The following is a 26,074-nucleotide window of genomic DNA, read 5'->3' on the forward strand; positions in this document are numbered from 1 at the left end:
GTGACCGACCTGCTCGGGCTCGCCGCGATCGTGCCGGCGTCCGCCGGAGCCTGCTGCACGGTCGGGGCGTGGCGCCCCGGCCGTGCGGTCGACGTGGTGGCGGCAGTGGTGATGGTGGCCGCGATGGTGGACGGGGCCTTCGGGCCGCGCGTACTGCCCGGGGTGCTCTGGTTCGTGGTGCTCGCGCTGCTGGCCGTCGTGGTCGCCGCGGTGCACCGGGTGCAGAGTGCGTCCGGCGCGTCTGGTGCGTCCGGTTCGGTCGGGAGGCCCGGGTCGGCTCCGGCGGTCCGGGTCGCGTCGGCGCACGGTCGGTTCGGGCGACTGCACGCGGCGCTCGGTCTGCTGGTGATGGGCGCGCTGGGCGTCGGCATGGCGCACGACTCCGGCATGACCGGCATGACGGGTGTCGGCGTGCACGGACACGGCGGCGCAGTCGCCGTGACGTGGCAGGTCGTCCTCGGCGGCCTGACCACCGGCTACCTGCTGCTCACCGCCCACATGGTGCGGGACGGCATCCGGCGTCGGACCCGCGCGCTCCCCGTCGTCGAGACGCTCGCCATGGGGATCGCGGTGGCGGTGATGGCCGCAGCGATGGTCTGACGGCTCCGGAAGGCATCCCGCGACGATGGAATCGCCGCGGGATGCCTCGAGCACCTAGCCCTTCCGCCCCAGGTCGTACAAGAACCGCGCCACGGTCACGAGCAAGCTCGCGATCCCCAACCACGGAACCTGACGCCTGCGGTCGGACTCGTTGTCCTTCGACATCGAGTCCTCCTCTCGGTGTCAGCCGGCCGACACGAAAGAGCGGAGAGCCAGGGATGCGTACGCGAGCGTGCCCGCGTACACTTGCTCCCGAGCGCTCAGCTCGGGAAGACTTGTTTCCCTGGCTTTCCACTCGGAGAGCTGATCGAAGCCCACCACCGTTGCTGCGGTGGTGGGCTTCAACTTTGCCCGGATGCACTCCCCGGCGAGAGTGGCATCTGATGTGCAGCGTATCGGAGGGTCTTCGACCGCAGGCCCCCGCCGCGCGCTGATGTGCGAAGCGAACGGTTCGGCGCGCGAAACGTACAGTTTGCGAACCGTTCGTTGCGCAAAACGTTCACGTCGTGAAAGAGTTCGAGCGTCCGCAGGGGACGAACGGCCGCAGAAGGGCGGGATCAGACATGCACAGCACGTACTCCGGGATGCCTCGGGCGGCACGGATCGGTGGCAGCCACACCCGCATCGGTCTGACCGACCCGGCCGTCATCGACGCCTACGTCGAGCGCCGCATCGAGGACCCGTCGCTCCTCGCCGGTCGCGCCGAGCCGGCGTACGCCGACTTCTTCACCGTCCCCGCCGCGTAGCAAGGAGCGCATGATCACATGCCGTTGACCGTCGTCCGTCGAGAGCACGTCCACCTCTACGCCCACGAGCCCCGATCCGAGGCCGCGAAGACCGCCGTCGACGCCCTGCTGCGCCTCCAGCACGCCGAAGAGCAGCAGATCGAGTCCGCACGCATCGAGAGCGGGCTGAGCAAGAACGAGTCCCTGGCGATCCGGTACATGCTCCAGGCCCACCGCGACGGCCGCACCATGGGCCCCAAGGACCTCGCCGTCATGCTCACCGTGTCGAACGCCTCGGTCACGAAGCTCGTGGACGCGCTCGTCGACAAGGAACTCCTCGTCCGCACCGCGCACCCCACCGACCGTCGTGCGCAGGTCCTCGAACCCACCGACCTCGCCGCCGAGAAGATCGATGCCTCGTACGCCCGCTTCCACGAGGCCGTGGTCGGGGTCCTCGACCACCTGTCCGACGCCGACAACGCCGTCCTCGCGGAGTCGCTGACCAGGATCGTCGACGCGCTCGCCGACGGTGAGCCGGCACCGGTCGACGAGTACACCGTCGACGACCAGGACTGACGAGCCCGGGCTGAAGCGAGCCGGGCCGACGCGACCGGACCGACGCGACCGAGGCGGTCGACGCGACCACCCGTCGACGGGAGGCACGGTACCGGATCGCTGCGGGCCTCCAGACGGTGGCGGAAAAACCTTCCAGCGGTAAGTTGGGTGCATGACGCACCCCGCCGACGACGACGCGGCCCCGCCGCGACGCGGCGGGTACCGCAAGGGAGCCGAGCGCCGGACCCAGATCCTCGACGAGATGATCCGCATGGTCGCGGAACAGGGCGTCGACGCATCGTCGTTGCGGTCCGTGGCCGAGGCCCTCGGGATCACCCACGCGGCGCTCCGCCACTACTTCCCCAGCCGTGACGAACTGCTGCTCGCCGTCTACCGCGAGCACGAGGTGCGCGAGCAGGGGGCGCCCGACCGGTTGAAGTCGGCGATCGGGGACATGCGCGACAGTGCCTCGCGCAACCGTGCGGTGCCGGGCCTGGTGCAGCTCTACACGACGCTCGCGGCCGACGCCGTGCAGGAGGGGCACCCGGCGACCCGTGACTTCATGCGGGAGCGGTTCACGCGGCTCCGGGCCGACCTGGCCGCGTTGATCGCGGCGGACCAGGCGGCGGGACGGATCCGCGGCGACCTGGACCCGGTCGACCTCGCTTCGCTGAGCATCGCGGCGTCCGACGGGCTGCAGGTGCAGTGGTTGCTCGACCCCGAGGCCGTCGACGGCGAGAAGGTGCTGCGGTTGCTCGAGCAGATCGTGCCCGCGCCGCCGGAGTGAGCGCGGCGCGTGCGCGCGTGGTGCGCGCGTCCGTGCGTGGCGCGTGCGTTTCGTGAGCAGAAATGGTCGGGTCCCCGTTCGGGACCCGACCATTCCTGCTCACCAGGTGCGGCGCGGTGCGCGACGCACGACGTGACTACGCGTTCGCGGCCTCGGCGAGGACCGCGGCGGCGGGGTCGAAGTCCTCGGGGAGCGGCTGGATCGGGTCGATCGACGAGGTGATCTCGACGGACTGACCCGACTCGGCGGCGTCGCGGATGCCGAGCATGACGTCCAGCGCGTGCGACGCGACGGCACCGGAGGCGCGCTCCGGGCGGCCCTCGGCGATCGCGCGGGCCAGCTCGACGACACCCGTCCCACGGCCCCAGGTGGAGCCCTTGTGCGTCAGCGTGGTCGGCTCGTCCTTGCCGAGCGTCCACAGCGTGTTGTCGCCGTCGAAGACGTTCGGGTCCGGCAGCACGATGGTGCCCTCGGAGCCGTTGATCTCGACGAAGCCGTTGCGGGGCAGCGCGTGCTGGAACGACAGGGTCGTCTGCGCCGACTGGCCGCCCTCGAACGAGATGAGCGCTGCGTGGTGCGTGGGCACCTCGACGGCGAACTCGGTGCCGGCGCGGGGGCCGGAACCGATCACGCGCGTCTCGCGGGACTTCGACGACACGGCCTGCACGCGCGAGGCGGCGCCGAAGGCGTGCAGGAGCGTCGTGACGTAGTACGGGCCGATGTCGAACAGCGGACCGGCGCCCTGGGCGTACAGGAACTCGGGGTCCGGGTGCCACTGGTCCGGTCCGGGCACGTGGAACATCGTCGTCGCGGTGAGCGGCGTGCCGATGTCGCCACGGGCGATGGCGCGGATGGCGGTCTGGATGCCGGCACCGAGGACGGTGTCGGGGGCGCAGGCGTAGCGGACACCGGCGGCGGCAGCGGCTGCGAGCAGCTCCTGCGCGTCCGAGGCGTTCGTCGCGACCGGCTTCTCGCTCCAGGTGTGCTTGCCGGCAGCGATGATCTGCTGCCCGACCTTGGCGTGCTCGGCGGGGATCGTGATGTTCACCACGATCTGGATGTCGTCGCGGGCGAGGAGCTCCTCGACCGTGCCGGACGCGGGCACGCCGTACTTCTCGGCCTGGGACGCGGCGCGCTCGAGGATGAGGTCGGCGACCATCAGGACCTCGACGTCGGCGAACTGGGTCAGGTTCGTCAGGTACTGGTCCGAGATGTTCCCCGCACCGATGATGCCGACTCCGATGCGGCTCACTTGTCGTTGTCCTTCAACCATGCGAGGGACTCGGTGATGCCCTGGAAGACGTCGCCCGAGTAGGCGTCGAACTCGACGACGCGGATGGCCTGCGGCGCCGCGGCGAGGATGCCCGCCACGTTCACGTCGCCCTGGCCCGCGGGAGTCTGGTTCTCGAACGCACGCTGCAGCGCCTCGGGCACGACGAGCGCGCTCTCCGACGAGGGCAGTGCGGTGAGGATGTCACCGTCGACCTTGCCGTCCTTGACGTGGATGGCGACGACGCGGTCGCCGAGTGCCTTCAGGACGGCGGGGGCGTCGGCGCCACCGACGGTCGCCCAGAAGGTGTCGAGCTCGAGCACCGTCTCCGGGCTGATCTGCTCGACGAAGTGGTCGTAGACCGTGCGGCCGTCGACCTTGTTCGTGAACTCCCACTGGTGGTTGTGGTAGCCGAACTGCAGGCCGCGCGAGGCTGCCTCAGCGGTCAGGACGTTGACGCGCTCGGCGATCTTCGCGACGTCGTCGGCGGTCTGCCAGCGGTCGGTCGGGATGAACGGGTCGATGACCGTCTGGATGCCGAGGCGCTCGGCGGCGTCCCAGATCGGCGCGGTGTCCTCGGCGTCGATCACGGCGACGTGGCCGGACGGCGCCTTGAGGCCGGTCGCGGCGAAGGTACGCTCGAGGTCCGTGGCACGCTCGACGAACGCGTAGGGCTCGACGTTCTCGTACCCGATCTCGGCGACGCGGGCGATGGCCTTGTCGAGGTCTTCGGCGATGGCGTCTCGCAGCGAGTACAGCTGCACAGAAGTGGTGGGCATTGCAGAGGCTCCTTCGGTCCTGTCTGGGGGTCGCGGCGACCAGGTGTCGAAGCACCGGGTGTCGCAGTCCGTCGAGGAGCGATGCTCCACGGCGAGATCGATGACGACGCTACCCCAAAAACCACCCGGTGTGTAGTTTTTGCGTCCCCCCGTGTCGCACGTCGGTACATGAGCGACACCTGTCGATGTATGCTCAGCCAGTCAAAACCGTGCACAGGACGGTTTTGGCCACCAGCATCGACTCGAGGAGGCGTCATGAGCACACCCGAACCCGGCAGCCCGGCACTGTTGCACCCCGAAGAGGGCATCACCCAGCCGATCAGCACCGTGAAGGTGGGCATCGGCTACCAGATCGCCCTGTTCCTCGGGCAGTTCGGCCTCTTCGTCGCACTCATGGCACCGGTCTACGTCAGCATGCAGCTCAAGGCGCAGGCCCTGGTCGGCGACGACGCGGCGAACGTCATCGGCTCGGTGCTGCCGATCGGCGCGTTCGGTGCGCTCATCATGAACCCCCTCGCCGGCGCGCTGTCCGACCGCACCCGCACCCGCTGGGGTCGTCGTCGGCCCTGGCTGCTGAGCGGTGTCGTCGTCTTCGCGATCGCCCTCGCCTGGATCGCCTACTCGCCCGACGTCCTGAACCTGACGCTGGCCTGGCTCCTCGCCCAGCTCGCCGCCAACGCGACGCTGGCCACCCTGCTCGCGAGCTTCGCCGACAACGTCCCCCAGCTGCAGCGCGGCCGTTCGTCGAGCATCATCGCCCTCGCGCAGAACATCGCCGTGCTCGCCGGCACCTACCTGTCGGTGTTCTTCGTCGCGAACCTGCCCGTGCTGTTCATCGCACCCGGCATCCTGGCGATCATCCTCGTCGCGGTGTACGCCGTGGTCGCCCGTGACGACCTGCCGACGTACAAGCTGAAGAAGTTCACGTTCCTGAACCTCATCGCGTCGTTCTGGACGAACCCGATCAAGAACCCGGACTTCGCGTTCGCCTGGTGGTCGCGCTTCCTGATCATCTTCGCCACCTTCATGTTCACGACCTACCGCCTGCTCTACATGGAGAAGCACCTCGGCATCGAGGACGCGAAGGAGGCCACCGCGGCCGTCGCCTTCGGTGTGCTGCTCTACACGATCGCGCTCCTGGTCAGCGCGGCGCTGTCCGGGTGGGCGTCCGACAAGCTCGGCCGTCGCAAGGTCTTCGTCGGTGGCTCGACGGCGATGTTCGCCGTCGGCCTGGTCGTGCTCGCGCACGCCGACACCGTGAACGGCTTCTACGTGGCCGAGGTCATCATGGGCTTCGCGTACGGGATCTACTCGGCCATCGACACGGCGCTCGTCGTCGACGTGCTGCCGAACGCCGACCGCCCCGGCAAGGACCTCGGGGTCATCAACATCGCCAACGCGCTGCCGCAGTCGCTCGCTCCGGCCGTCGCACTGTTCTTCCTGAAGATCGGGTCGGGCGACGCCGCCGACAACTACACGCTCATGTGCTGGGCCGCCGGTGCGATCGCCATCATCGGTGCCCTTGTGGTGATCCCCATCAAGCGGGTTCGATAGCCGGATGCACACCTCCGGGGTCGACGTGGACCGCAGCCAGCTCGCCGGGTGGCGGAACGCGATCATCGTCGCGTTCGCCATCGGCGGGATCAGCCTGGCCGGCTGGGGTCCCCGGCTCCCGGAGCTCCGCGTCGAGCTCGGTGTCGACATCGGCACCATCGGTCTCATGCTCGGCGGTGTCACGATCGGCTCGATCGGCGGCCTGCTCAGCGCCGCCCCGCTGCTCCGGCGCCTGGGCGGCCGACGTGCCCTGACGGCGGTCGCCGTCCTGGTCCCTGCCGCACTGGCACTCATCGGCGTCGCCGCTGCGCTGCACTCCGTGCCGCTCGCGAGCGTCGGGTTCGTCGTCGCCGGTGCCGGGATCGGCGCGCTCGACGTCATGGCGAACGTCGAGGGCACGGCGATCGAGGCGCTCGCCGGTCGCACGCTGCTCCCGTTGATGCACGCCGCCTGGTCGGGAGGCGCGGCCCTCGGCGCCGGGATCGCCGCCCTCTGCGCATGGCTGGGCATCACCCCCTCGGCCCAGTTGATCGGTGAGGCCGTCGTCATCCTGGTGGTCGGCGTGATCGCCATGCGTGCGATCCCGGACGGCACGCGCGCCGAGGAACACGACACGACGCTCACCCCGCGGCAGCGCCTGCGGCAGTGGGCGCGCGGCTGGGCGGACGTCCGCCTGCTGCTGATCGGCGTCGTGATGCTGGGCGTCGAACTCGGCGAGGGGTCGGCGAACAACTGGCTCGCCCTGGCGGCCACCGACGGACACGGCCAGACGGCGACGATCGGGGCCCTCTTCTTCACCGTGTTCGCGGTCTCCGAGGCCGCGACGCGCGTCTTCGCCGGCCCCGTCGTCGATCGACTCGGACGGGTCCGGACGGTCCGCTGGACGACCGCGCTCGGCATCCTCGGCGCCGTCCTGTTCATCGTCGGCACGACCTGGTGGCTCACGCTCATCGGCGTGGTCCTCTGGGCGGTCGGCGTCTCGATGGGGTTCCCGCTCGGCATGTCGGCAGCGGCGCAGAGCGGCCCGAACCCGGCTGCCCGGGTCAGCGTCGTCGCGTCGATCGGGTACTTCGCGAACTTCGCCGGCCCGCCCGTCATCGGCGCGATCGCCGAGCAGGTCGGCGCGCTCAGCGCACTCTGGTTGATCGCCGTGCTCTTCGTGGCCGCCTTCGCCGCATCCGGGTCGCTGCGTCCGGTCGCCGAACCGACCCACGAGCGGGTCAGCGACCCTCGGTAGCGTGGAGCCCATGCTCGACGCGACGCCTGCCCCGTTCGACACCCCGGCCGGTCGCATCGTCGGGACGGTGGACGGCGACGTCGTCCGCGTGCTCGGGATCCCCTACGCGCGGGCCGACCGGTTCGCGCCGCCGGAGCCGATGCCGCCCTTCGCGAGCGAACTGCACGCGTCGACGCCGTCCCCCGTGGCGCCGCAGCCGCACGCGCAGTTCGTCGACCAGCTGCTCGGCGAGGTCGAGGACATCACCGTCGACGAGCACTGCCAGCGCCTGTCGATCACGCTGCCCGCCGACGTGACGCCCGACGAGCGCCTGCCCGTGATGGTCTGGATCCACGGCGGCTCGTACGTCATCGGCGGCGGCGACCTGCCGATCTACGACGCCCGTGACCTCGTGACCGAGCAGCGCGTGATCGTGGTGTCGGTGACCTTCCGGCTCGGAGTCCTCGGGTTCCTGGGCGACGGGGCGTCGATCCCGGCGAACCTCGGACTGCTCGACCTGCTCGAGTCGCTCCGCTGGGTGCAGGCGAACATCGCCGCGTTCGGTGGCGACCCCGACCTCGTCACGGTGTTCGGGCAGTCGGCCGGCGGCGACGCAGCAGCCCACCTGATGATCAGCGACGGCGCGGCCGGGCTGTTCCGCCGGGCGATCATCCAGAGCGCACCGCTCGGGCTGTCGCGCGGTCGGTCCCGGATGAACCGCGCGATGATCCGGGCCGTCGGTGCCGTGCACGCCGACACCCCGCTCGACGACCTGCTCGAACGGCAGGCCCTCGGTGCCCGGGCGGCCGCGCCGTACGGACTCGCGGGCGGGATGCCGTTCGGCACCCAGTACGGGTTCGCCCCGTTGCCCGCCGAACGCGACCTCGACGCTGCCTGGAGCCGAGTCGCTCCCGACGTCGACGTCCTGATCGGTTCCGCGACGGACGAGACCGGCATGTACGTGCCGTTGGTCCGCGGTCTGTCGCGGGTCGCTCGGTCACGGATCCTGCGCCCGGCGCTCCGCTGGTGGGTGGTCCGTCCGCTCTCCGACGTCATCTACGGCCGCGACGTCCGACGCTTCACCGCGCGGCACCGCCGAGCCGGCGGGCGAGCGACGTCCTACCGGCTCCTCCGTGGCGTGACGACCGCGCCGACCGGCGCCGTCCACATGAGCGACCTGCCGCTGTTGCTCGGCGGCCGCGAGGCCTGGGCCGGCACCCGCTTCGTCCCCGAGCGCGACTGGCCCGAGGTCGAGCGGCGCGGCCGGGCCTTCCGTGCGATCTGGGCCGAGTTCGCCCGGACCGGCGCCGTCACCGCCCCGGACGACGAGACGCTGACCTTCGACCGGCCCTGACCTTCGACCGGCTCTGACGTTCGACCGGCACTGGCCGTCTTCGCGCCCCCTGAACTGGCGGTCGCGTGGTCGCCCCCGGGACCGGACAATCGTCTGCATGCCCACGCCCGACGCCGATCTCCGTGCACGCATCGTGTCCGGTGCGATCGCGGCGTACCGCGCGACGGACTTCCACCGGGTCGGACCGGACGAGGTCGCCGAGCACGCCGAGGTGCCGGTCGCCGAGGTCAGCCGAGCGTTCCCGATGTGGGAACTCCTCGTCGTCGCGGTCATCGACCGGTGGAACAACGGCAGCCGGCTCGCGCTGTGGCCCGTCGCCGAACGGGACGGTGCCGTCGCGTACCTGCGTGCCCGGCTCGAGGCCGGCGTCACGGACCCGGCCCTCGTCCGGCTCCGGATCGCCGTGCTCAGCGCCGCGTCGAACCCCGGCCACCCCGCAGCCGGGTGGTTCCGCACCCAGTACACCCGGGCGTTCGAGGACCTCACCCTCGCCCTGGTCCGTGACGTCGTCGCTGCCCGCGAGCCACGGGGCGCCTCGCCCCGGCACGCCGCCGAGCAGCTCATGGCACTGTTCGAGGGGCTGCAGCTGCAGGCGATGGTCCGCGACGACGCCGAGCCGCTGAGCGGCTTCGACCGCGCCGTCGCCCGGATGCGGGTCGGCTGGGCAGCAGCGCGCGTCGACGCCTGAGGACTCCGAGCGGGAGCACGGACGGGAGGCACGGCGCGGCTTGCGTGCGTCGGCTCGCCCACCTGGCATGGTCGGCCCATGGAGTACACCGACTACGACACCCGGCTCGCCGCGTACGGCGTGATCACGGACGGTGACCGGGTGCTCCTGGCGAAGCTGCGCTTCCCCGAAGCCGGCACGTGGACGTTGCCGGGCGGTGGCGTCGAGTTCGACGAGACCGTCGAGCAGGCCGTCGTGCGCGAGGTCCGCGAGGAGACCGGGTACGAGTCCGAGGTCGGCGCGCTGCTCGGCGTCCGGCACCACGTCGTCCCCGCGGAGCGCCGGATCCACGCCAACGGTCGCCCGATGAAGGCCGTGCAGGTCGTGTTCCGCGCGACGGTCGTCGGCGGCACGCTGCGCGACGAGATCGACGGGTCGACCGACGAGTCGCGCTGGCTGCCCATCGCCGAGCTCCCGCACCACCGGCACGGGCTGCTCGTACCCGTCGCACTGGCGTGGGCGGGCGCGCTCACCCGCTGACCCCTCATCCGGCGGCCAGCGTCGCGAACTGCGCCGGGATCTCAGCGGGTGCCGGCGGCTGGACGGACCACCCGAGTGCGCGGAGTGCCTGGGCGGTCTCGGCGGGGAACTGACGAGCTGTCGCCGCCGCTTCACCTCGGCGCCACTGCTTCCGGAATTCGTGCACCGCTGACCGCCAGGTCGGGAGCGAATCGACGCCGCACTCGACGATGACGAACTCGACCACGTCGGCGAGACTCGGTCGGAAGTGCGGGCCGCCGAGCGGGAAGTGCAACGAGGACAGCCGAGCGGCGTCGCGACGCCCTGATCCGTTGTCGCCCGCCCTGGCCAGCAATGCACTGAACGCGCCGCGCTCGGCGTGCAGGTGCCAGTGCGACTGCGGGGTGGCGGTCAACGCTTCTTGGAACTCGAAACGGACCAGCGGTTGCCGGTCGTCTGCGAGGAACAGGGTGAACCGGCTCTCGTTCACCTCGAGCGCGTCGAGGTGGTCGAACCAGCGAAACCGCATCGACAGCGTGACGTCGGCGGTGTGGACGCCTCCGACCGTCAGACTGACTCGCGGGGTGCTTCCTGCCTCTGCAGCAGGCTGGATGACGATCGTCGCGCTCGGCACGTCGAGGTCGTAGTCGACTCGCGCCCCGTGTCCGGGCAGGCAAGCGTCCAGGAGAGCCTGCGCGAGTTCCATCTGCTGTTGCGCCGCTGACTCCGCACTGCCGGTCATCGCTCGCCCAGCAGGAAGGAGATGCTGTCGAGCCAGTCCTGTGCCAGAAACTCGTCGATGAAGAGATCGCGCCACTGCTCGGTCGGCGCGAACTCTCGTTCATCGAGGTCCCACTGTGCCCGGACCCGCGCGCGTTCGATGAGGAGTTCCTCGCGGGTCCAGTGTCGTCCCACCACAGCGGTCATGGCCGTCCTCTCGTCGGTGTGGGACGACGGTAGGGCGGTCAGTGGGGCCGACGCGAGCTTTCTGAACACAACATGTTCACTCGGCGACGACGCTCAGGACGTTGCCCGACGGGTCGGTGAACCAGGCGATGAGCGGGCCGCCCTTGCGGTTCACGCCCTTCTCGTCCGTCATCCCCTCGTACTGCAGGAACGTGACGCCCTTCGCGGTGAGCTCGTCAACCGCGGCGTCGACGTCCGGCACGGGGAAGTTCAGCACCGTGAAGGCCGCCGGTTCGTGCGCAGGGCCCTTCGGGTAGACGAGGACACCGTGGCCGTCGCCGAGCTGCAGGAAGAGCATGCCGTGGTCCTCGGAGACCTCGACCCCCAGGACGTCCTGGTAGAACTCCTTCGCCTCCGGGACGTCCCGTACCGAGAACCCGCTGAACGCCTTCGTCGCATCGACCATGCCGCCAGTGAACCACCCCGGTCCGGTGTCGGCGCGCTCTGCCAGGATGGGGCCGTGAGCCACCCGGACAGCAGCGTCGACGACGCCGTCGAGCGTGCGGTCGAGCTGGCCTCGGCGGGGCCCCGGGCAGTGCTCGGCATCGCGGGTGCTCCCGGTGCCGGCAAGTCGACCCTGGCCCGCCGCGTGGTCGCCGCCGTCGACGAGCGACTCGGGGCCGGCACGGCGGTGCAGGTGCCGATGGACGGCTTCCACCTGTCGAACGCGGCGCTCGACGCCCTCGGCCGGCACGACCGCAAGGGCGCCGTCGACACGTTCGACGCCGACGGCTACGTCGCCCTGGTCCGACGACTCGTCGCTGCCGACACCACCGTGTGGGCGCCGGACTTCGACCGCCGCATCGACGAGCCCGTCGCCGGCAGCATCGCCGTCCCGCCGGCCGCCCGGCTCGTGGTCTCCGAGGGGAACTACCTGCTCGACGATGCCGAACCGTGGGCAGCGCTCGGCGACCTGTTCACCGAGACCTGGTTCTGCGCCGTCGACGACGGGGTGCGGGTCGACCGCCTGGTCGGTCGGCACATGCGCCACGGACGCGACCACGACGCCGCGCGCGCATGGGCGGTGGAGGTCGACGGCGTGAACGCGGCGAGGGTCGCGCCCACGGTGATCCGTGCCTCCAGGACGGTGCGGACGTGACCATCAGACCGACGCGACACCGATCGAAGGAGCGACCATGACCATCGCCATCACCGGAGCGACCGGCAACATCGGGGGCGCCGTCGCACGCGCGCTCGCCGCGGACGGCGTGCCGTTCCGGATGATCGTGCGCGACGCAGCGCGCGCGCCGGAGCTGCCCGGCGCCGAGGTCGCGGTCGCGACGTTCGCCGACGCCGACGCCAGCCGGGCGGCGCTCGAGGGGGTCGACGTGCTCCTGATGGTGTCGGCGGCCGAGGCCGAGGACCGGCTCGACCAGCACCGCACCTTCGTCGCAGCAGCTGCCGAAGCCGGTGTGCGGCACGTCGTCTACACGTCGTTCCTCGGCGCGGCCGAGGACGCGACCTTCACCCTCGGGCGCGACCACTGGGCGACCGAGCAGGCGATCCGCGCGACCGACACGGCGTACACGTTCCTGCGGGACAGCTTCTACCTGGACTTCGTCGAGGACCTGGTCGGCGAGGACGGCGTGATCCGCGGGCCAGCAGGCGACGGCGCCATGGCGGCGGTCGCCCGTGCGGACGTCGCACGGGTCGCGACCACCGTGCTGCGGGACCCGGGTGCGCACGTGGACCGCACGTACGAGCTGACCGGGCCGGCGGCGATCACGCTCGCCGAAGCCGCCGCGGTGGTGACCGAGGTGCGTGGCCGCACGGTGACGTACCACCCGGAGACGCTGGACGAGGCGTACGCGTCTCGTGCGCAGTGGAACCCCGAGCCGTGGCAGGCCGATGCGTGGGTGAGCACCTACACGGCCATCGCCGAGGGGGCTCTCGCGCACGTGTCCGGCGACGTCGAGCGGATCACGGGGCGGCGCCCGATGTCGCTGCGCGAGGTGCTCGCCGCGCGGTAGTGGGCGCGGGCGGGGCGCGGGCGGGACTTCGTGAGCAGAAATGGTCGGGTCAGGTGCGGCGACCCGACCATTTCTGCTCACGAAGCGCAGCGCAGCGGGCGAACAAGCAGCGCCGCTCAGGACACGCGGCGCGCGGCGATCGTGCCGACGACCCCGAGCGTCAGCACCGACACGAGCACGACGAGCAGCGGTGCCGTCCAGTCCCCGGTCGCACCGTGCAGCGCCCCGGCGACGAGCGGCCCGGCCGAGCCGATCAGGTACCCGCCGCCCTGCACGAACGCGGACATCCGACGGGCATCGGCGTCGCTCGACACGATCCGCACGATCACGATGAAGATCACGGTGATGCCGCCGCCCTGGGCCGCGCCGCCGAGCACCGACCACAGCAACCAGAGCTGCGGGGCGAACAGCAGCCCGAGTGGCATCGCCAGCCACAGGAACGCGACGAGCGCGATGATCGCCCGCGGCCGCCACTTCGCCGCGAGCAGCGGGACCCCGAGCGCACCGACCACGGCCAGGATCTGGAACACCGACGAGCTCGCCCCGGACGACGCCTTCGAGAACCCGATCTCGTCGTGCAGCAGGGTCGGGATCCAGGCGGTCAGGGCGTAGTACGAGAACGCCTGGCCACCGAAGGCCAGCGTGAGCCCCCACGTGATGAGTCGTCGTGCGGGACGGACCGGCTCGGCGGCGGTGGCAGCAGCGGCCGCCGCGGCCCGGTCGGCGCGGATCGTCCGGATCGCCCCGGTGTCGAGCACCTGGTCGATCGGACCGGTGATCGGCAGGGGCTCGTCGTCGTCGGAGCGCACGGGGCGGCGCCACGCGGCCCGGGCACCCACTGCGTACGTCCAGGCGAACCCGGCGATGACCGCGAAGACCGCCCACACGGCGATCGCGACGGGCCAACCCCACAGCGCCGCCAGGGGAGCGGTCGCGAGTGAGGTGATCATCGACCCGACGTTGAGCGCCGACGTGTAGACGCCGGTGACCAGGCCGACACGCTCCGGCGAGGTGTCCCGCCGGATGACGACGGGAATCACCACGTTGCCGATCGTGATGCCGATGCCGATCACCGCGGTGCCGATGAGCAGTGCGGCGGACGACGGCATCGAGCGCACCACGGTGCCGGCGAGCACGATGACGAGCGACAGGGACACCGCACGCTCGGGGTCGGCCTTCGCGATGACCCAGCTGGCGAACGGCGTCGCCAGGGCGAAGCAGAGCACGGGGATCGTCGTCAGCAGCCCGGCGATCGTGGACGTCAGGCCGAGGTCGAGCCGGACGTCGCCGATGACCGGGGCCGTCGCGACGATCGGCCCGCGGAAGTTCAGTGCGATGAGGACGATGGCGGCGGGCAGTACCCACGCGGCGGCACGCAGCCCCTGCCGCGTCGCGCCGGTCCGGCCGTGCCCGCTCGTCGCGTCGGTCCCGCCGGTCGCGTCGGTCGCGTCGGTCCCGCCGGTCGCGTCGGTCCCGTCCGTCACGGCAGCAGGATCGGGAGCAGGTCCAGCGGGGTGGCGGCCGTGGCGATGGTGCCCTCGGCCTCGGCGGGGGAGCCGTACCCCCACTCCGCGAAGACCACCGGGACACCGTGCACCGTGGCGCCCTCGACGTCGTGCACCCGGTCGCCGATGAGCACCGGGCGGCTGATGTCGAACCCGCGGGCGTCGAGGCGGCGCAGCGCTTCCTCGACGACGTCGGCCTTGCTCGACCGGACCTCGTCGTCGCTGGCGCCCGTGATGATGTCGATGTCGCCGGTGAGCCCGTAGTGCTCGAGGATGTACGTCGCCGGCGTCTCGGGCTTGCTCGTCGCGGTCGAGATCGGCAGCCCCGCGTCGTGCAGCGTCCGGAGCACGACGTCGATGCCGGGGAACATCGTCGAGTCGAGGGCGCCGTGCGAGAAGTAGTGCTCGCGGTACACGGCGAGGGTGTGCTCCGCCTGCGCCTCGTCCATGCCCATCGCGACCCGGAACGTGTCCATGATCGGCGGGCCGACGAACGACATCAGGGTGTCGTGGTCGGGCACCGGGACGCCCACGGTGCGGAAGGTGTGCGTCAGGCTCTCGAGGATGCCCGGCGCGGAGTCGCTGATGGTGCCGTCGAGGTCGAACAGGATGGCGGAGAACGGGCTGGTCATGTCCTGCCCACCCTACCGGCGGCGGTCGACGGGACCACCCTGGTGCCGCGCGCGACGAGGCGGACGTGCGCCGGGCCTCCCGGTCGGGCGGCGGCGGTCGGGCGCGGGCGGCGGTCGGGCGGTCGGGCCGTCGGGCGGAACCAGGTTCCGGACACAGCACCACGCGATTCCGCGGTTCCGTGTCCGGAACCTGGTTCCGGCGGGAGACCCACCAACGCGACCGCGCTCAGAACAGGCGGGTGTGCCCGCCCTCGATGCCGCGCATCGCGTCGTAGTCGAGCACGAGGACGCGGATACCGCGGTCCTCGGCGAGGGTGCGCGCCTGCGGCGCCACCGTCTGCGCCGCCAGCACGCCCTGCACCGGCCGCAGGTGCGGATCGCGGTTCATGAGCTCGAGGTAGCGCGTGAGCTGCTCGACCGCGTCGATGTTGGCGTTGCGCTTCATCTCGACCGCGACGCTCGCCCCGGCGTCGTCGCGCGCCAGGATGTCGACCGGCCCGATGGCGGTCATGTACTCGCGGCGGACCAGCGTGTGGCCGTCGCCGAGCAGTTCGATCTGCTCCGCGAGGAGCTGCTGCAGGTGCGCCTCGACCCCGTCCTTCACCAGCCCCGGGTCGACGCCGAGGTCGTGGGTCTGGTCCGCGATGACCTCGTGGATGGACACGATCAGGCGGTCCTGGGTCTTCTTCTGCGTCACCGTCCAGACCTCGGTGATGCCACCGACGGTCTGCTCCTCGTCCGGCTCGCTCATCTCGATCGAGCACGGCGGGCTCATCCAGTTCAGCGGCTTGTAGCTGCCACCGTCGGAGTGCACGAGCAGTGAGCCGTCCGCCTTGAGCATGAGCAGACGGGTCGCGAGCGGCAGGTGGGCTGAGAGCCGGCCCGCGTAGTCGACGGAGCAGCGGGCGATGACGAGACGCACCCGGGAAGCCTAACGGGCGTCGCGTCCCGACCCGGACGGCGCGCTCGTCGCGTTGTCGGCGTTGTCGGCGCTGCCGGCCGGGAGGCGCGGCTCGCCCCCGCCGTGTCCGTCGCCGCCCCCGCGGGTCGGCCTGGCGGCGGCGCCGGTCTCACGGGCAGCACCCGACGCGAGTCCCGCCGCGATGATGAACACGAAGACGACCAGGAGCGCACCGAGCAGTCCGACGTGCTCGCCGAGGAACCCGATGAGCGGAGGACCGGCCAGGAACGCCACGTACCCGATGGTGGCGACGGCGCTGACCTTCGCGGCTGCGGTGCGGGGGTCGTCGGCGGCGGCCGACATGCCCATCGGGAAACCGAGGCTGGCACCGAGGCCCCAGAGCACGACGCCCACGATCGCGAGCGGCACGTTGTCGATGAAGATGAGCATGCCGAGGCCGACCACCGCGACGGCGGCGCTGATGCGCAGGATCGGGACGCGCCCGAACTTGTCGATGAGGGGGCTGCCGGCGACGCGACCGACGGTCATCGCCGCGAGGAACACGGTGAGCACGCCGGCACCGGCGGCGTTGTCGAGCCCGTGGCCGTCGATCATCGCGAGCGGCAGCCAGTCGTTCGCGGATCCCTCGGCCAGGGCCATGCCGAGCACGATCACACCGATGAGGATCGTGGACGGCTGCGCCCAGACCTGCATGCGGGTGAGCGGCGTGGCGACCGGGCTGGTGTCGGTGGAGACCTGCTCGGCGAAGCGGTGCTCGTCCTGGAACTTCGTGACGGCGACGAGCATCACGGCGCTCGTGATGACGACCAGCACGATGAAGTGCACGGAGACGGGGATCTCGAGCCGCTCGGCCAGGGCACCGAGCCCGGCGCCCGCCAGCGTGCCGAGGCTGAACGCGGCGTGGAACAGGGGCATGATCGTGCGCCCACCGGCCTTCTCGGCTGCGGCGCCCGAGACGTTCATCGACACGTCGCACAGGCCGTTGCCGAACCCGAAGGCGATCAGGGCGATCCAGATGGCGGCGAAGCCCCACCCGAGCGTGACCGCGATGCCGGCGAAGACCATGCCGAGTGCCAGACAGGCGGCGGCGATCTGGATCCCGCGGCGTGCGCCGAGCTTGGCGACGATGTGGCCGGCGAAGGTCAGGCCGCCGATCGAACCGACGGCCATGCCCAGGACGAGCAGACCCATCTCGAACGTGCTCGCGCCGAGGGAGTCGCGGACGCTCGGGATCCGGCCGAGCCACGTCGCGATGTCGAGCCCGGACAGGGTGAACACCACGAACACCGCGATGATCCAGGCCCTGGTGGTCGGAACGGTGCGGGTGGACGGCGTCGTCATGGTGGTCCCATCGTGCTTCGTTGCTGGTGGCCGTGGTGCGGGTCGCGCTGCGCGTTTTGTTCGGAGTCGGCCGCTATCGAATCGATTCGACCGCTTGTTCCCGCTACGCTAACCGGCGATGGACGAACCGGCAACAGCACTCGGCGCGTCGCCTTCCCGCGGCGGCGGCACCCGTCCGTCGCGCCCGACGCTGGCCGCGGTCGCCCGCGCCGCCGGTGTCGCGCCGTCGACGGCCTCGCTCGCGTTCAGCGGCAGCGGCCCGGTGTCCGAGGACGCCAAGGCCCGAGTCCTCGCCGCCGCCGCAGAGCTCGGCTACGGCGGCCCCGACCCCCGTGCGCGTTCGCTCCGCCGAGGGCGTTCCGGCGTCATCGGTGTCGTCATGGACGAGCGTCTGAGCGATGCCTTCCGTGACCCCGTCAACGTCCTGACGCTCGACGGCATCGCCGAGGTCGCCGGGGCTGCGGGCGCTTCGCTCTTGCTCGTCCGGAGTCCGCTCGATGACGAACAGGGAGCCGGCCCCCTCGTCGATGCCCCGATGGACGCCGTCGTGCTCGTCGGGTGCAACGTCCGGATCGACCCGGCCGTGGCGGTGCTGCGGCGCCGGCAGATCCCCGTCGTCGCGATCGAGGCGGACGAGATCGAGGGTGCCGTCCCTGTTCAGCTCGACAACCGGGATGCCTCGCGCCGTGCTGCTGCGTACCTGCAGGACCTCGGGCACGCCGACGTCACGGTGGTGACGCTGCCGCTCGACGCTGCTCGTCGGCGGGGGCCGATCGACGACGACCGGTTCGCCTCGGGCATCGCGTTCACGACGCTCGAACGGCTCCGGGGCGTGCGCGAGGTCTACCCCTCCGCCGTGGCGGTCGAGACGGCGGGGAGCTCGGTGGAAGAAGGACGCCTGGCCGGCGTGGAACTCTTCGCTGCCGATGGCCCTCGCCCCACCGCCGTCATCGCCCAGAGCGACCTGATCGCCGTCGGGGTGATCTCGGCTGCGCTCGACGCCGGGCTGCGGGTGCCCGAGGACGTCAGCGTCGTCGGGTTCGACGGCATCACGGTGGACGACAGCCTGTTGCACCGCACGCCGATCCGGCACCTGACCACGCTCGTGCAGCCGTTCGTGCAGAAGGGCCAGGCTGCCGCTCGTGCTGCGCTGGCGATGCTCGAGGGGGCGGAGCCGCAGCCGGCGTCGTTCATCTCGGAGTTGCGGGTGGGGGACACGACGGGGCCGCCGCCGGCTGTGCGCTGATCCCACCCCCGGATTCCGCCACACCCCTACGAGTCGGTCAGCGCAACTTCGCGACGATCACCGCGACAGGGCGGGAAGTACGACGTCATCGACGACCTCGACGATGTCGTCGCGGGACAGCGGGCCAGTGGTGAGGTGACGGGCGAGCACGAGTGCGGCGCCAGCGCTGACGCGTGATGGGCTGACAGCGCTCGAGGGGATCTCGCCACGGGCCGCGGCGCGTCCGAATGCTTCGGTCACGAGGCGTTGGCGCGGCTCGATGAGCAGTGCGACGATGCGCTGCCACATCTCGGGTCGTCGCTCTCGCTCCAGGAGAAGTGGTGCGAGGACCCGTCCGACGGGGGTGGTGAGCCCGTCCGCGAGATCGGACAGGAACGCGATGAGTTCGTCGCGGAGGTCACCGACCGGCTGGAGTCGGGTCCCCCCGGGGTGATCGCTCCGCTCCGCGGTGTCTTCGGTCCAGGCGAGGGCAGCGAGGACGAGCTGCTCCGGATCGGTCCAGCGCCGGTAGAGCGAGGCCTTGCCCGCACCGGCTGCCGCGGCGACGTTCTCGAAGGTGAGGCCCGCCATGCCGTGGTCAGCCAGCTGTTCGAGTGTGGCGGCGAAGATCGCGTGCTCGAGGTCAGCACCGCGCCGCCGGACGGGAGCGTTCACGAGATGAGTGTCCCACCGACCCACACAGCGCCCGGCTGAGCGAGGACGGCTGGGTCGACGAGGGGATCGCCGGTCGTGAGCAGGAGGTCCGCACGCAGCCCCACTTCCACACGCCCGCGGTCGTGCAGACCGAATGCCGCCGCTGCCCCGTCCGTGGCAGCGGTCAGTACCGCGCCGTTCGTCATCCCGGTGTCCCGCAAGAGGAGCATCTCCTCGTGGAGGGCCTCGCCGTGGCGAACCGGCGCGAACGGGGTCTCGTTCGCGTCCGTGCCGGCGACGACTGGCACACCGGCGGTGTGCATCCGGCGCACACTCTCGACGGCGTTCTCGAATGCGGCGTCGGCACGGTCCCCGAGCCGCGCGCGGGCCATCGCGCGCATCATGACGAGGGTCGGTGACGCGATGGTGCCCTGGTCGACCATCCGACGGACGGTCTCGCCCGGCAGCGGCCGGTCGAGCGGTGCGTGCGTGAGGATGTCGACCCCGGTGTCGAGCCCGCGGACGAACGACGCGGCGGTCACGACGTGGGCCACGGTCCGGAGCCCCCGGCGGCGTGCACCGTCGACCAGGGCCGTGATCGTTGCGACGTCGAGCGCGGGGACGTCGGTGGCGTCGGGGTCCTCGATGATGATCTTCACCAGGTCCGACCCGTTCGCGGCCCGCCAGTCCAGGTACCGCTCGGCATCGGCTGCGCTGCTCACGCCGCTCGCGTCCGGGAAGCCCATCCGAGCGATCTGGGTGCTGCCCGGCGCCGAGGCGGCCGAGCCCGCGCTGAGGAGCCCCGGTGCCCCCGGTGCTCGTCGCTGCTCGTCGACGAGGGAGTCCGGGTGTGTCCCGAGGTCGACCATCGTCGTGACGCCGGCTCGGACTGCGGACGACAGCGCCGCCGGGGAGCCCAGGTGGACGTGCGTGTCGATCAGGCCCGGGACGAGGAACTGCCCCGTTCCGTCGACGACCGGACCGCCGGCTGGAGCGACGGTCCCCGCGGGACGGACCGTGGTGATGTGTTCGTCGAACTCGACGTCGACAGCCTCGGTTGTGGTCACCCCGCCGGAGCTGGTGCGGACGTTGCGAATGGTCGTGGTCATGCGGTCTACGATACAGAATCGTTCACTACACGCAACGAGGAGCCATCGATGTCCGAACTGATCGACGTCCACGCACACTTCGTCACCGCGGACTACGTCGCAGCGGCCCGAGCAGCCGGGTACGAACAGCCGGACGGCATGCCCCGCCTGGCCGAGCTGGTCGCTCGCCGGCCAGCTCGGTGACATGGACCGCCGCGGGATCGCCCGAGCGGTCCTGTCCATCTCGTCGCCCGGAGTGCACTTCGGGGACGACGACCGAGCCGCGGAGCTCGCGCGGACACTCAACGACGAAGCCGCCGCGATCGCGGCCGCGCACCCGGACCGGTTCTCGTACTTCGCGTCCCTCCCGGTGCCGGATGTCGACAGTGCGGTCCTGGAGGCCCGGCGCACGTTGCAGGGACCGGGTGCGGTCGGCGTCGTCCTCGAGTCCAACGCGCACGGCCAGTACCTGGGAGATCCCGCGTTGGAGCCGCTCTGGGCCGAGCTCGACGCCCGCGGCGCGGCCGTCTTCGTGCACCCGACCTCGCCCGTCGGGTGGGAGCACACCGCCCTCGGGCGTCCTCGCCCGATGCTGGAGTTCATGTTCGACAGCACCAGGAGCATCGTCGACCTGGTGTTCGCCGGCGTCCTGGACCGGTACCCGGACCTGCGCGTCATCGTGCCGCACTCGGGTGCGACCCTGCCGGTCCTCTCCGACCGGATCGCCCTGTTCCAGCAGTTGTTCGGCGCCGCCGCCGGCACGATGCCTTGGAAGGACGCGATGCGGCGGCTCTGGTTCGACACGGCAGGCACGCCGTTCCCACTCGACGTGCCAGTCCTCGCCGAGGTCGCCGGGACGGATCGGCTGCTCTACGGCAGCGACTCGTGCTGGACGCCGACGCAGGGCGTGGACGCGCAGATCGCCGCGCTCGACGATGCCGAGCCACCGCGCGACGCGACGAGTTGGCGGGAACTCACGACCCGGAACGCTCGGCGTCTGCTCGACTGACTCCGGCGAGGACGCTCTGGATCGCGGGTCCGGCGATCGCGACGACGGTGTCGTGGTCGGCTGCGAGCACGGCAGGGACCCCGAAGACCTGCCGGCTCGTGATGATCCCGACGAGCATGGCCGCGGCGAGCCCAGCCCGGAGCGCACGGTCCTCGTGATCGGCGCCGGAGGCTCCGTGTACGAGGCGGGCCTGGATGAAGTCCCGCAGCTGCGCCGTCGCGTCCTCGTTGACCATCGCACCTCGGAGCATCGCCATCAGCGGTTCCGACTCCTCCGGGGCGCCTTCCCAGGCCTGTAGGAACGCCCGGACGACACGCTCGCCGAGATGCTCGTCCGGACCCTCGAAGGCCGTGTCGAAGCGCCGGAGTGCGGACGGAGACACGGCCATCACCGCTGCGAACAGGTCGGCCTTCGACCCGAAGAACTGCATCACCTGCGAAGGGTCGACGCCGGCGTCCGCCGCCACGGCCCGGATCGTCGTGCCGGCGAAACCGTCGCTGGCGAACCGCGCACTCGCCGCCGCGAGGACCGTCGTGCGGGTGCTGGCCGCCCCGGGACGGCGACCCACGCGGGAGGTCGTCGCTGCTTCCGTCGTTCCGTCCATGCCCGCAATCTACTCCGCCGACGGGTTTCTCAACACGCGTTGAGTTCTTGCCGGATCGGACGTACGCTCGCCTCGACGACGAGCCCACGGAGGACTCCCGCACGAAGGAGAACACGATGACCGACCAGAGGATGACCGTCCCCTCCACCCCGCTGCCCGCTCCGCGCACGGGTGTGCTAACCCCCTTCGAGCCCGGCACCCGAACCCTCGAGGCCGGGTTCCGGATCGCGCCGCAGTTCAAGCCGCTGCCCGTCGACACGGTGTTCGACAAGGACGTCGCGATGCAGCTGCGCGACGGCACGACCATCCACGTCGACGTGTTCCGCCCGGTCGGTACCGAGCCGGTGCCGGTGATCGTGGCATGGAGCCCGTACGGCAAGGCGCAGGGCACGTCGCTCAGCGTGATGGGGGTGTTCGGGCTCGTCGGGCTGCCGAACAGCACGGTGTCCGGGCTCGAGAAGTTCGAGGCACCGGACCCGGCGTACTGGGTCGAGCACGGCTACGCGATCTGCAACGTCGACATCCGCGGCGTGGTCGACTCCGAGGGCGACAGCGTGCTCTGGGACCGGCAAGAGGGCCGCGACGCGTACGACGTCATCGAGTGGCTGGCCGAGCAAGAGTGGTGCGACGGCAAGGTCGGCATGAGCGGCACGAGCTACCTCGCCGTGTCGCAGTGGTTCACCGCCGCCGAGCAGCCCCCGCACCTCGTCGCGATCAACCCGTGGGAGGGCGTCAGCGACGTCTACCGCGACCTCGTGATGCGCGGCGGCATGCCCGACACCGGGTTCGCACAGCAGCTGCAGGACGGCAGCTTCTTCGGGAAGGGCCAGAAGGAGGACATCCTCGCCGAGGTCGACGCCCACCCGCTGATGACCGACCTGTGGGAGCAGAAGATCCCTGACTTCTCGCAGATCGAGGTGCCGGCGTACGTCGTCGCGAGCTACTCGAACACCCTGCACACCGCCGGGACCTTCCGCGCCTGGCGTCGGATCGCCAGCGACGAGAAGTGGCTCCGGATCCACAACACCCAGGAGTGGCCGGACTACTACGACCCGGCGAACGTCGAGGACCTCCGCCGGTTCTTCGACCACTTCCTCAAGGGCGCCGACAACGGGTGGGAGACCACTCCGACCGTCCGGTACTCGGTCCTCGACCTGCAGGGCGGAGACGAGGTCGCCGTGCCGGCTGAGTCGTTCCCGCCGCAGGACGCCGCTTCGACGAAGTACCACCTCGACGCCCGAACGCGAACGCTGACCACGGCCGCGCCCGAGGCACCTGCAGAAGCGTCCTACGCCGTCGACGCGAACCCGGACGCCGTCTCGTTCCTGACCCGCTTCGACGAGGAGACCGTCCTGGTCGGGTACCCGAAGGCGCACCTGTTCGTCGAGGCCCGGGGCGCCGACGACATGGACCTGTTCGTCCTCGTCCAGAAGCTCGACCGCTGGGGAACGCCGCTGCAGGCGTTCACCGTGCCGAACCAGTCGGCGATGGCGCACGACCTCACCGACCACGGCGCGACGATCCTGCGCTACAAGGGCTCCGACGGACGCCTCCGCGTGTCCGCCCGGCACCTCGACGAGGCGCTGTCGACCGACGACGTCCCCGCGCACTCGTTCGACCGCGTCGAGAAGCTCGCTGCCGGGCAGGTCGCCGAGATCGAGATCGACCTGTTCCCGGTCGGCCTGCGCTTCCACGCGGGCGAGCAGCTGCGGTTCATCGTGAGCTCCCGCAACCTGCTCGGCACGCTCATGCCGGCGATCCGCGAGTACGTCGGCGCGAACACCGGGCGGCACGTCGTGCACACCGGCGGCGACCAGGCCTCGTACCTCCAGCTCCCCGTCCGGGCCGCACGGTGACCGGCGCGACCGTCCGCCTGGCCGGCGAGGACACCGACTCGACCATCGACGGGTTCGAGCTGTTCTCCGCCCGCCGGGCGCTCGCGCTCCTGAAACGGAAGCTCGGCCGGGTCCAGCTGCTCGAGCTGCTCGAGGACGAGATCGCTGCGGGTGACGCGTTTCTCCGCGCCCACCTCGGACGCTCCGGCGGCGAGCAGGCAACCGGCACGACCACGCTCCGTGCACGGGGCATCAGTGCCGCGCAGTTCGGTGCGTGGCTCGGCGCCGCGTTCGCCCGCGAGGACGTCATGCTCGCCGGACACCCGGAGCACTACGGGATCCACGCCGAGCCGGGGCGCAACGTGAACATCGTCGAGACCCTCGACGAGTACGTCTGCTCGTTCTTCATGCGCCCCTGGGACGACAGTGCCGTCGTCGAGCAGGAGCTGCCCGCCGCAGAAGCGCCTGCCGGTCGCCGGTCGCACATGCTGTTGGCGGACGGGACGGTGATCGGCTCGATCGCGAACTCCTTCGACGAGGAGCAGGACGGCTTCACCGCACGTCTGTCCGTCACCCTGCCGGCGACCTGCGCCCCGGCGGTGATCGAGCAGCACCTCGAGCACTTCGCCGTCGAGTTCCGCACCTGGATCCGCCGAGCCGCCAACGAGCGGTGACCGTAGCAGCGCAGTCCGGTAGCCCATCGGTCATCGAGACGGTGGCTCAGGGCAGCGTTCGTTCCCACGTCGACGTCGGCCGCTCCGCGCGCGACCGTGAGCTGCGAGTCCTACTGCCAGGTGGCGGTGTCGGGGTCGATGCCGCGGGCGCGTGCGCCGGCGTCGATGATGCGACGCAACCATGAGGCGAGCCCGGCTCGGATGCCGTCGTAGTGTGCGGCGTACCCCGGATCGGCTTCGTACATGCGGCCGAGGACGACCTGCATCTGCCGGGTGATCGGGAAGTAGGCGGAGAACACCTCGCGGTGCTGTTCAACGAGAGCGTCCGCGGCCGGGCTGCCGGGTTCGACACCAGCATCCATGGCGTCGGCAAGGGCCTGATCAAGCGCCGCAGACGCATCGGCGACGGCCTGCCAGTCGTCCACGGTGCGTGACGCCGAGCGTTCGGCGTAGTGCCGCCACTCCGGCGTATCGCCGTAGAGTTGCCGCGCCTCAGCCGGCCACTGCGGATTCCATCCAGGCCCGAACGTCGCGGTCTGCTCCTCATTGGTCATGAGCAGCCCGTGCTCGTGGGCGTCGGCCATCCGGGCCAGGTCATCGCCCAGCGCGCTGAGATGCTCGATCCGCGCCGCAAGCTGGGACTGCTGGGCGCGCAGCGCAATGACAACGGCCGCACTCGGATCGTCGAGAACGTTCCGAATGGCTTCCAGGTCGAGCCCCAGCTCGCGGTAGACGACGATGCGCCGCAGCCGCTCGACGTCGTCTTCGGCATAGAGCCGGTACCCGGCAGCTGACCGTGACGACGGCCTCGCAAGGGCGATCTCGTCCCAGTGATGCAACGTCCGGACCGTCACGCCCAGGCGCGCCGCGGCCTGACCAACAGTCAGGTCCACGGCGTCGCTGTCATCAGGCATGCGCTCCATTCTTCTCGCCGTCGGCGTCAGGTGCGGTGATGCCGATCGCTTCGAGGTTCTTGGCGGTCTGGCTGGTCGGCTCGAAGGGTTTCGCGGCAGTGAAGACGACTCGCACCTTCTCCGGCGTGATCACCTCGACATCGCGGGTGCCCCAGGGCGTGTCCCGCGGCTCGCTCACCACGCCCGCGTCGTGGGCTCGGCACGCGGTGACGAGGGTGTCGATCTGGTTCAGGACGCACGCGAAGCTGAAGCTCACCGCCGGCGCCTGATCCGGAGCGGACGCGGTTGGGACCAGCAGGACGTCCTGAAAGGCCCACCGGCGCAGGTGCACGAGCTGGCCCGGCACGCTGAACAGGTCGAAGAAGCCCAGGCCGCGGGTCCAGAAGTCGACGGAAGCGGCCAGGTCGGTTGTCGGGATCGTCACGAACGACGGCATCCCGTAGATCCCGTGGAACGGCTCAGGCGCGACCACGTCAGGGCCGGGGGCGGGGACCGGGCTCATCTCAAAGGCGTTGTAGTAGCTGCTCATGGGTCCACGTTCTGCCCTCACGCGGCGTGAGGGTCAAATCGGGGAACTCTGGGACCAACCTGTTGGCCCGGTTCACCGAGTTGGCGGCCCGCGTCCGGAGAACGATCGTCCTCCGGACACCGTCAGACTCGCGCAACACGCCGCCTGTGAGCGGGGTCGTTCGGTGTCGTCGTTTCCGCA

At 71.0% G+C, this 26,074-nt stretch carries 30 protein-coding genes; 16 read left to right on the top strand and 14 right to left on the bottom strand.

The features are described from left to right. From ITJ69_RS10440 to ITJ69_RS10455, 4 genes are all read left to right on the top strand, one after another. The gene (locus tag ITJ69_RS10440; protein WP_159573573.1) at positions 1-600 is read left to right on the top strand and encodes a hypothetical protein; all 600 of its coding nucleotides are present in this window, start codon (positions 1-3) and stop codon (positions 598-600) included. A 563-nt stretch (positions 601-1,163) separates the two neighbouring features. Continuing rightward, positions 1,164-1,346, top strand: a complete 183-nt coding sequence (locus ITJ69_RS10445; protein ID WP_123292879.1) for a hypothetical protein — start codon at positions 1,164-1,166, stop codon at positions 1,344-1,346. A gap of 18 nt (positions 1,347-1,364) precedes the next feature. Then, a complete protein-coding gene (locus ITJ69_RS10450) occupies positions 1,365-1,901 on the top strand; it encodes a MarR family winged helix-turn-helix transcriptional regulator (RefSeq protein ID WP_123292878.1) in 537 nt (178 codons plus the stop codon). A 151-nt stretch (positions 1,902-2,052) separates the two neighbouring features. Then, the gene (locus ITJ69_RS10455) at positions 2,053-2,667 is read left to right on the top strand and encodes a TetR/AcrR family transcriptional regulator (RefSeq protein ID WP_131844991.1); all 615 of its coding nucleotides are present in this window, start codon (positions 2,053-2,055) and stop codon (positions 2,665-2,667) included. Positions 2,668-2,803: 136 nt separating this feature from the next. Here the strand turns inward: ITJ69_RS10455 and ITJ69_RS10460 are convergent, their stop codons facing one another. Both ITJ69_RS10460 and ITJ69_RS10465 read right to left on the bottom strand, forming a co-directional pair. Further along, on the bottom strand, positions 2,804-3,940 hold the full coding sequence (locus tag ITJ69_RS10460) for a Gfo/Idh/MocA family protein (RefSeq protein ID WP_194672724.1): 1,137 nt from the start codon (positions 3,938-3,940) through the stop codon (positions 2,804-2,806). Further along, complete coding sequence (locus ITJ69_RS10465) at positions 3,916-4,716, bottom strand: sugar phosphate isomerase/epimerase family protein (protein ID WP_194672725.1); 801 nt, start codon at positions 4,714-4,716, stop codon at positions 3,916-3,918. The genes ITJ69_RS10460 and ITJ69_RS10465 overlap by 25 nt, the downstream gene beginning before the upstream one ends. 255 nt (positions 4,717-4,971) lie before the next feature. Between ITJ69_RS10465 and ITJ69_RS10470 the strand changes: the two genes are divergently transcribed. The 5 genes from ITJ69_RS10470 to ITJ69_RS10490 all read left to right on the top strand — a co-directional run bounded on the left by ITJ69_RS10470 (position 4,972) and on the right by ITJ69_RS10490 (position 10,047). Further along, positions 4,972-6,270 carry an MFS transporter gene (locus tag ITJ69_RS10470; RefSeq protein ID WP_194672726.1) on the top strand — a complete coding sequence of 433 codons (1,299 nt, stop codon included), beginning with the start codon at positions 4,972-4,974 and terminating at the stop codon, positions 6,268-6,270. Between the two features lie 4 nt (positions 6,271-6,274). After that, on the top strand, positions 6,275-7,507 hold the full coding sequence (locus ITJ69_RS10475) for an MFS transporter (protein ID WP_123339270.1): 1,233 nt from the start codon (positions 6,275-6,277) through the stop codon (positions 7,505-7,507). 10 nt (positions 7,508-7,517) lie between these two features. After that, positions 7,518-8,840 carry a carboxylesterase family protein gene (locus ITJ69_RS10480; protein ID WP_194672727.1) on the top strand — a complete coding sequence of 441 codons (1,323 nt, stop codon included), beginning with the start codon at positions 7,518-7,520 and terminating at the stop codon, positions 8,838-8,840. Positions 8,841-8,937: 97 nt separating this feature from the next. Next, entirely contained in the window at positions 8,938-9,528 is a 591-nt protein-coding gene (locus ITJ69_RS10485; protein WP_131878034.1) for a TetR/AcrR family transcriptional regulator, read from the top strand. A 78-nt stretch (positions 9,529-9,606) separates the two neighbouring features. Next, a complete protein-coding gene (locus ITJ69_RS10490) occupies positions 9,607-10,047 on the top strand; it encodes an NUDIX hydrolase (RefSeq protein ID WP_123294468.1) in 441 nt (146 codons plus the stop codon). Positions 10,048-10,051: 4 nt separating this feature from the next. Here ITJ69_RS10490 and ITJ69_RS10495 read toward each other — a convergent pair whose 3' ends face one another. From ITJ69_RS10495 to ITJ69_RS10505, 3 genes are all read right to left on the bottom strand, one after another. Further along, entirely contained in the window at positions 10,052-10,732 is a 681-nt protein-coding gene (locus ITJ69_RS10495; RefSeq protein ID WP_194672728.1) for a hypothetical protein, read from the bottom strand. Between the two features lie 32 nt (positions 10,733-10,764). Continuing rightward, entirely contained in the window at positions 10,765-10,953 is a 189-nt protein-coding gene (locus ITJ69_RS10500; RefSeq protein WP_148053812.1) for a hypothetical protein, read from the bottom strand. A gap of 76 nt (positions 10,954-11,029) precedes the next feature. Then, on the bottom strand, positions 11,030-11,398 hold the full coding sequence (locus ITJ69_RS10505; protein WP_194672729.1) for a VOC family protein: 369 nt from the start codon (positions 11,396-11,398) through the stop codon (positions 11,030-11,032). A gap of 54 nt (positions 11,399-11,452) precedes the next feature. Between ITJ69_RS10505 and ITJ69_RS10510 the strand changes: the two genes are divergently transcribed. Together ITJ69_RS10510 and ITJ69_RS10515 are read left to right on the top strand one after the other, a co-directional pair. Then, positions 11,453-12,091: a nucleoside/nucleotide kinase family protein gene (locus ITJ69_RS10510; protein WP_194672730.1), complete on the top strand. Its 639-nt coding sequence runs from the start codon at positions 11,453-11,455 to the stop codon at positions 12,089-12,091. 37 nt (positions 12,092-12,128) lie between these two features. Next, positions 12,129-12,962 (top strand): SDR family oxidoreductase, encoded by an 834-nt coding sequence (locus ITJ69_RS10515; RefSeq protein ID WP_194672731.1) that lies wholly within the window; start codon positions 12,129-12,131, stop codon positions 12,960-12,962. Between the two features lie 116 nt (positions 12,963-13,078). On the opposite strand, the gene ITJ69_RS10520 is transcribed toward ITJ69_RS10515, so the two are convergent. From ITJ69_RS10520 to ITJ69_RS10535, 4 genes are all read right to left on the bottom strand, one after another. Further along, positions 13,079-14,446, bottom strand: a complete 1,368-nt coding sequence (locus ITJ69_RS10520) for a CynX/NimT family MFS transporter (protein ID WP_323743083.1) — start codon at positions 14,444-14,446, stop codon at positions 13,079-13,081. Next, complete coding sequence (locus ITJ69_RS10525) at positions 14,443-15,099, bottom strand: HAD hydrolase-like protein (RefSeq protein WP_123294473.1); 657 nt, start codon at positions 15,097-15,099, stop codon at positions 14,443-14,445. The genes ITJ69_RS10520 and ITJ69_RS10525 overlap by 4 nt, the downstream gene beginning before the upstream one ends. A gap of 226 nt (positions 15,100-15,325) precedes the next feature. Next, entirely contained in the window at positions 15,326-16,021 is a 696-nt protein-coding gene (gene nucS, locus ITJ69_RS10530) for an endonuclease NucS (RefSeq protein WP_111083752.1), read from the bottom strand. Between the two features lie 9 nt (positions 16,022-16,030). Continuing rightward, entirely contained in the window at positions 16,031-17,362 is a 1,332-nt protein-coding gene (locus ITJ69_RS10535) for an MFS transporter (protein ID WP_228505343.1), read from the bottom strand. A gap of 118 nt (positions 17,363-17,480) precedes the next feature. Between ITJ69_RS10535 and ITJ69_RS10540 the strand changes: the two genes are divergently transcribed. Next, positions 17,481-18,608, top strand: coding sequence for a LacI family DNA-binding transcriptional regulator (locus ITJ69_RS10540; protein ID WP_194672732.1), 1,128 nt, complete (start codon positions 17,481-17,483; stop codon positions 18,606-18,608). Between the two features lie 57 nt (positions 18,609-18,665). Here ITJ69_RS10540 and ITJ69_RS10545 read toward each other — a convergent pair whose 3' ends face one another. Continuing rightward, positions 18,666-19,262 (bottom strand): TetR-like C-terminal domain-containing protein, encoded by a 597-nt coding sequence (locus tag ITJ69_RS10545; protein WP_123294474.1) that lies wholly within the window; start codon positions 19,260-19,262, stop codon positions 18,666-18,668. Further along, entirely contained in the window at positions 19,259-20,350 is a 1,092-nt protein-coding gene (locus ITJ69_RS10550; RefSeq protein ID WP_123680479.1) for an amidohydrolase family protein, read from the bottom strand. The genes ITJ69_RS10545 and ITJ69_RS10550 overlap by 4 nt, the downstream gene beginning before the upstream one ends. Before the next feature lie 48 nt (positions 20,351-20,398). Between ITJ69_RS10550 and ITJ69_RS20725 the strand changes: the two genes are divergently transcribed. Then, positions 20,399-20,533 carry a hypothetical protein gene (locus tag ITJ69_RS20725; RefSeq protein ID WP_267239463.1) on the top strand — a complete coding sequence of 45 codons (135 nt, stop codon included), beginning with the start codon at positions 20,399-20,401 and terminating at the stop codon, positions 20,531-20,533. 1 nt (position 20,534) lies between these two features. Continuing rightward, a complete protein-coding gene (locus ITJ69_RS10555) occupies positions 20,535-21,338 on the top strand; it encodes an amidohydrolase family protein (RefSeq protein ID WP_228505345.1) in 804 nt (267 codons plus the stop codon). Here the strand turns inward: ITJ69_RS10555 and ITJ69_RS10560 are convergent. Next, complete coding sequence (locus ITJ69_RS10560; protein WP_123294477.1) at positions 21,304-21,942, bottom strand: TetR family transcriptional regulator; 639 nt, start codon at positions 21,940-21,942, stop codon at positions 21,304-21,306. The two genes, ITJ69_RS10555 and ITJ69_RS10560, sit on opposite strands and share 35 nt — an antisense overlap. A 116-nt stretch (positions 21,943-22,058) precedes the next feature. Here ITJ69_RS10560 and ITJ69_RS10565 point away from each other — a divergent pair, with 116 nt between their 5' ends. Both ITJ69_RS10565 and ITJ69_RS10570 read left to right on the top strand, forming a co-directional pair. Further along, positions 22,059-23,798, top strand: coding sequence for a CocE/NonD family hydrolase (locus ITJ69_RS10565; RefSeq protein WP_194672733.1), 1,740 nt, complete (start codon positions 22,059-22,061; stop codon positions 23,796-23,798). Beyond that, positions 23,795-24,451, top strand: coding sequence for a hypothetical protein (locus ITJ69_RS10570; RefSeq protein WP_123680481.1), 657 nt, complete (start codon positions 23,795-23,797; stop codon positions 24,449-24,451). Before ITJ69_RS10565 ends, ITJ69_RS10570 begins: the two co-directional genes overlap by 4 nt. A 110-nt stretch (positions 24,452-24,561) precedes the next feature. On the opposite strand, the gene ITJ69_RS10575 is transcribed toward ITJ69_RS10570, so the two are convergent. After that, a complete protein-coding gene (locus ITJ69_RS10575; protein ID WP_194672734.1) occupies positions 24,562-25,365 on the bottom strand; it encodes a MerR family transcriptional regulator in 804 nt (267 codons plus the stop codon). Next, complete coding sequence (locus ITJ69_RS10580; protein WP_123294480.1) at positions 25,358-25,894, bottom strand: VOC family protein; 537 nt, start codon at positions 25,892-25,894, stop codon at positions 25,358-25,360. The genes ITJ69_RS10575 and ITJ69_RS10580 overlap by 8 nt, the downstream gene beginning before the upstream one ends. Positions 25,895-26,074: the final 180 nt, after the last annotated feature.

Origin of the sequence: Curtobacterium sp. VKM Ac-2887 (assembly GCF_015350935.1) — a bacterium.
Classification (GTDB): domain Bacteria; phylum Actinomycetota; class Actinomycetes; order Actinomycetales; family Microbacteriaceae; genus Curtobacterium.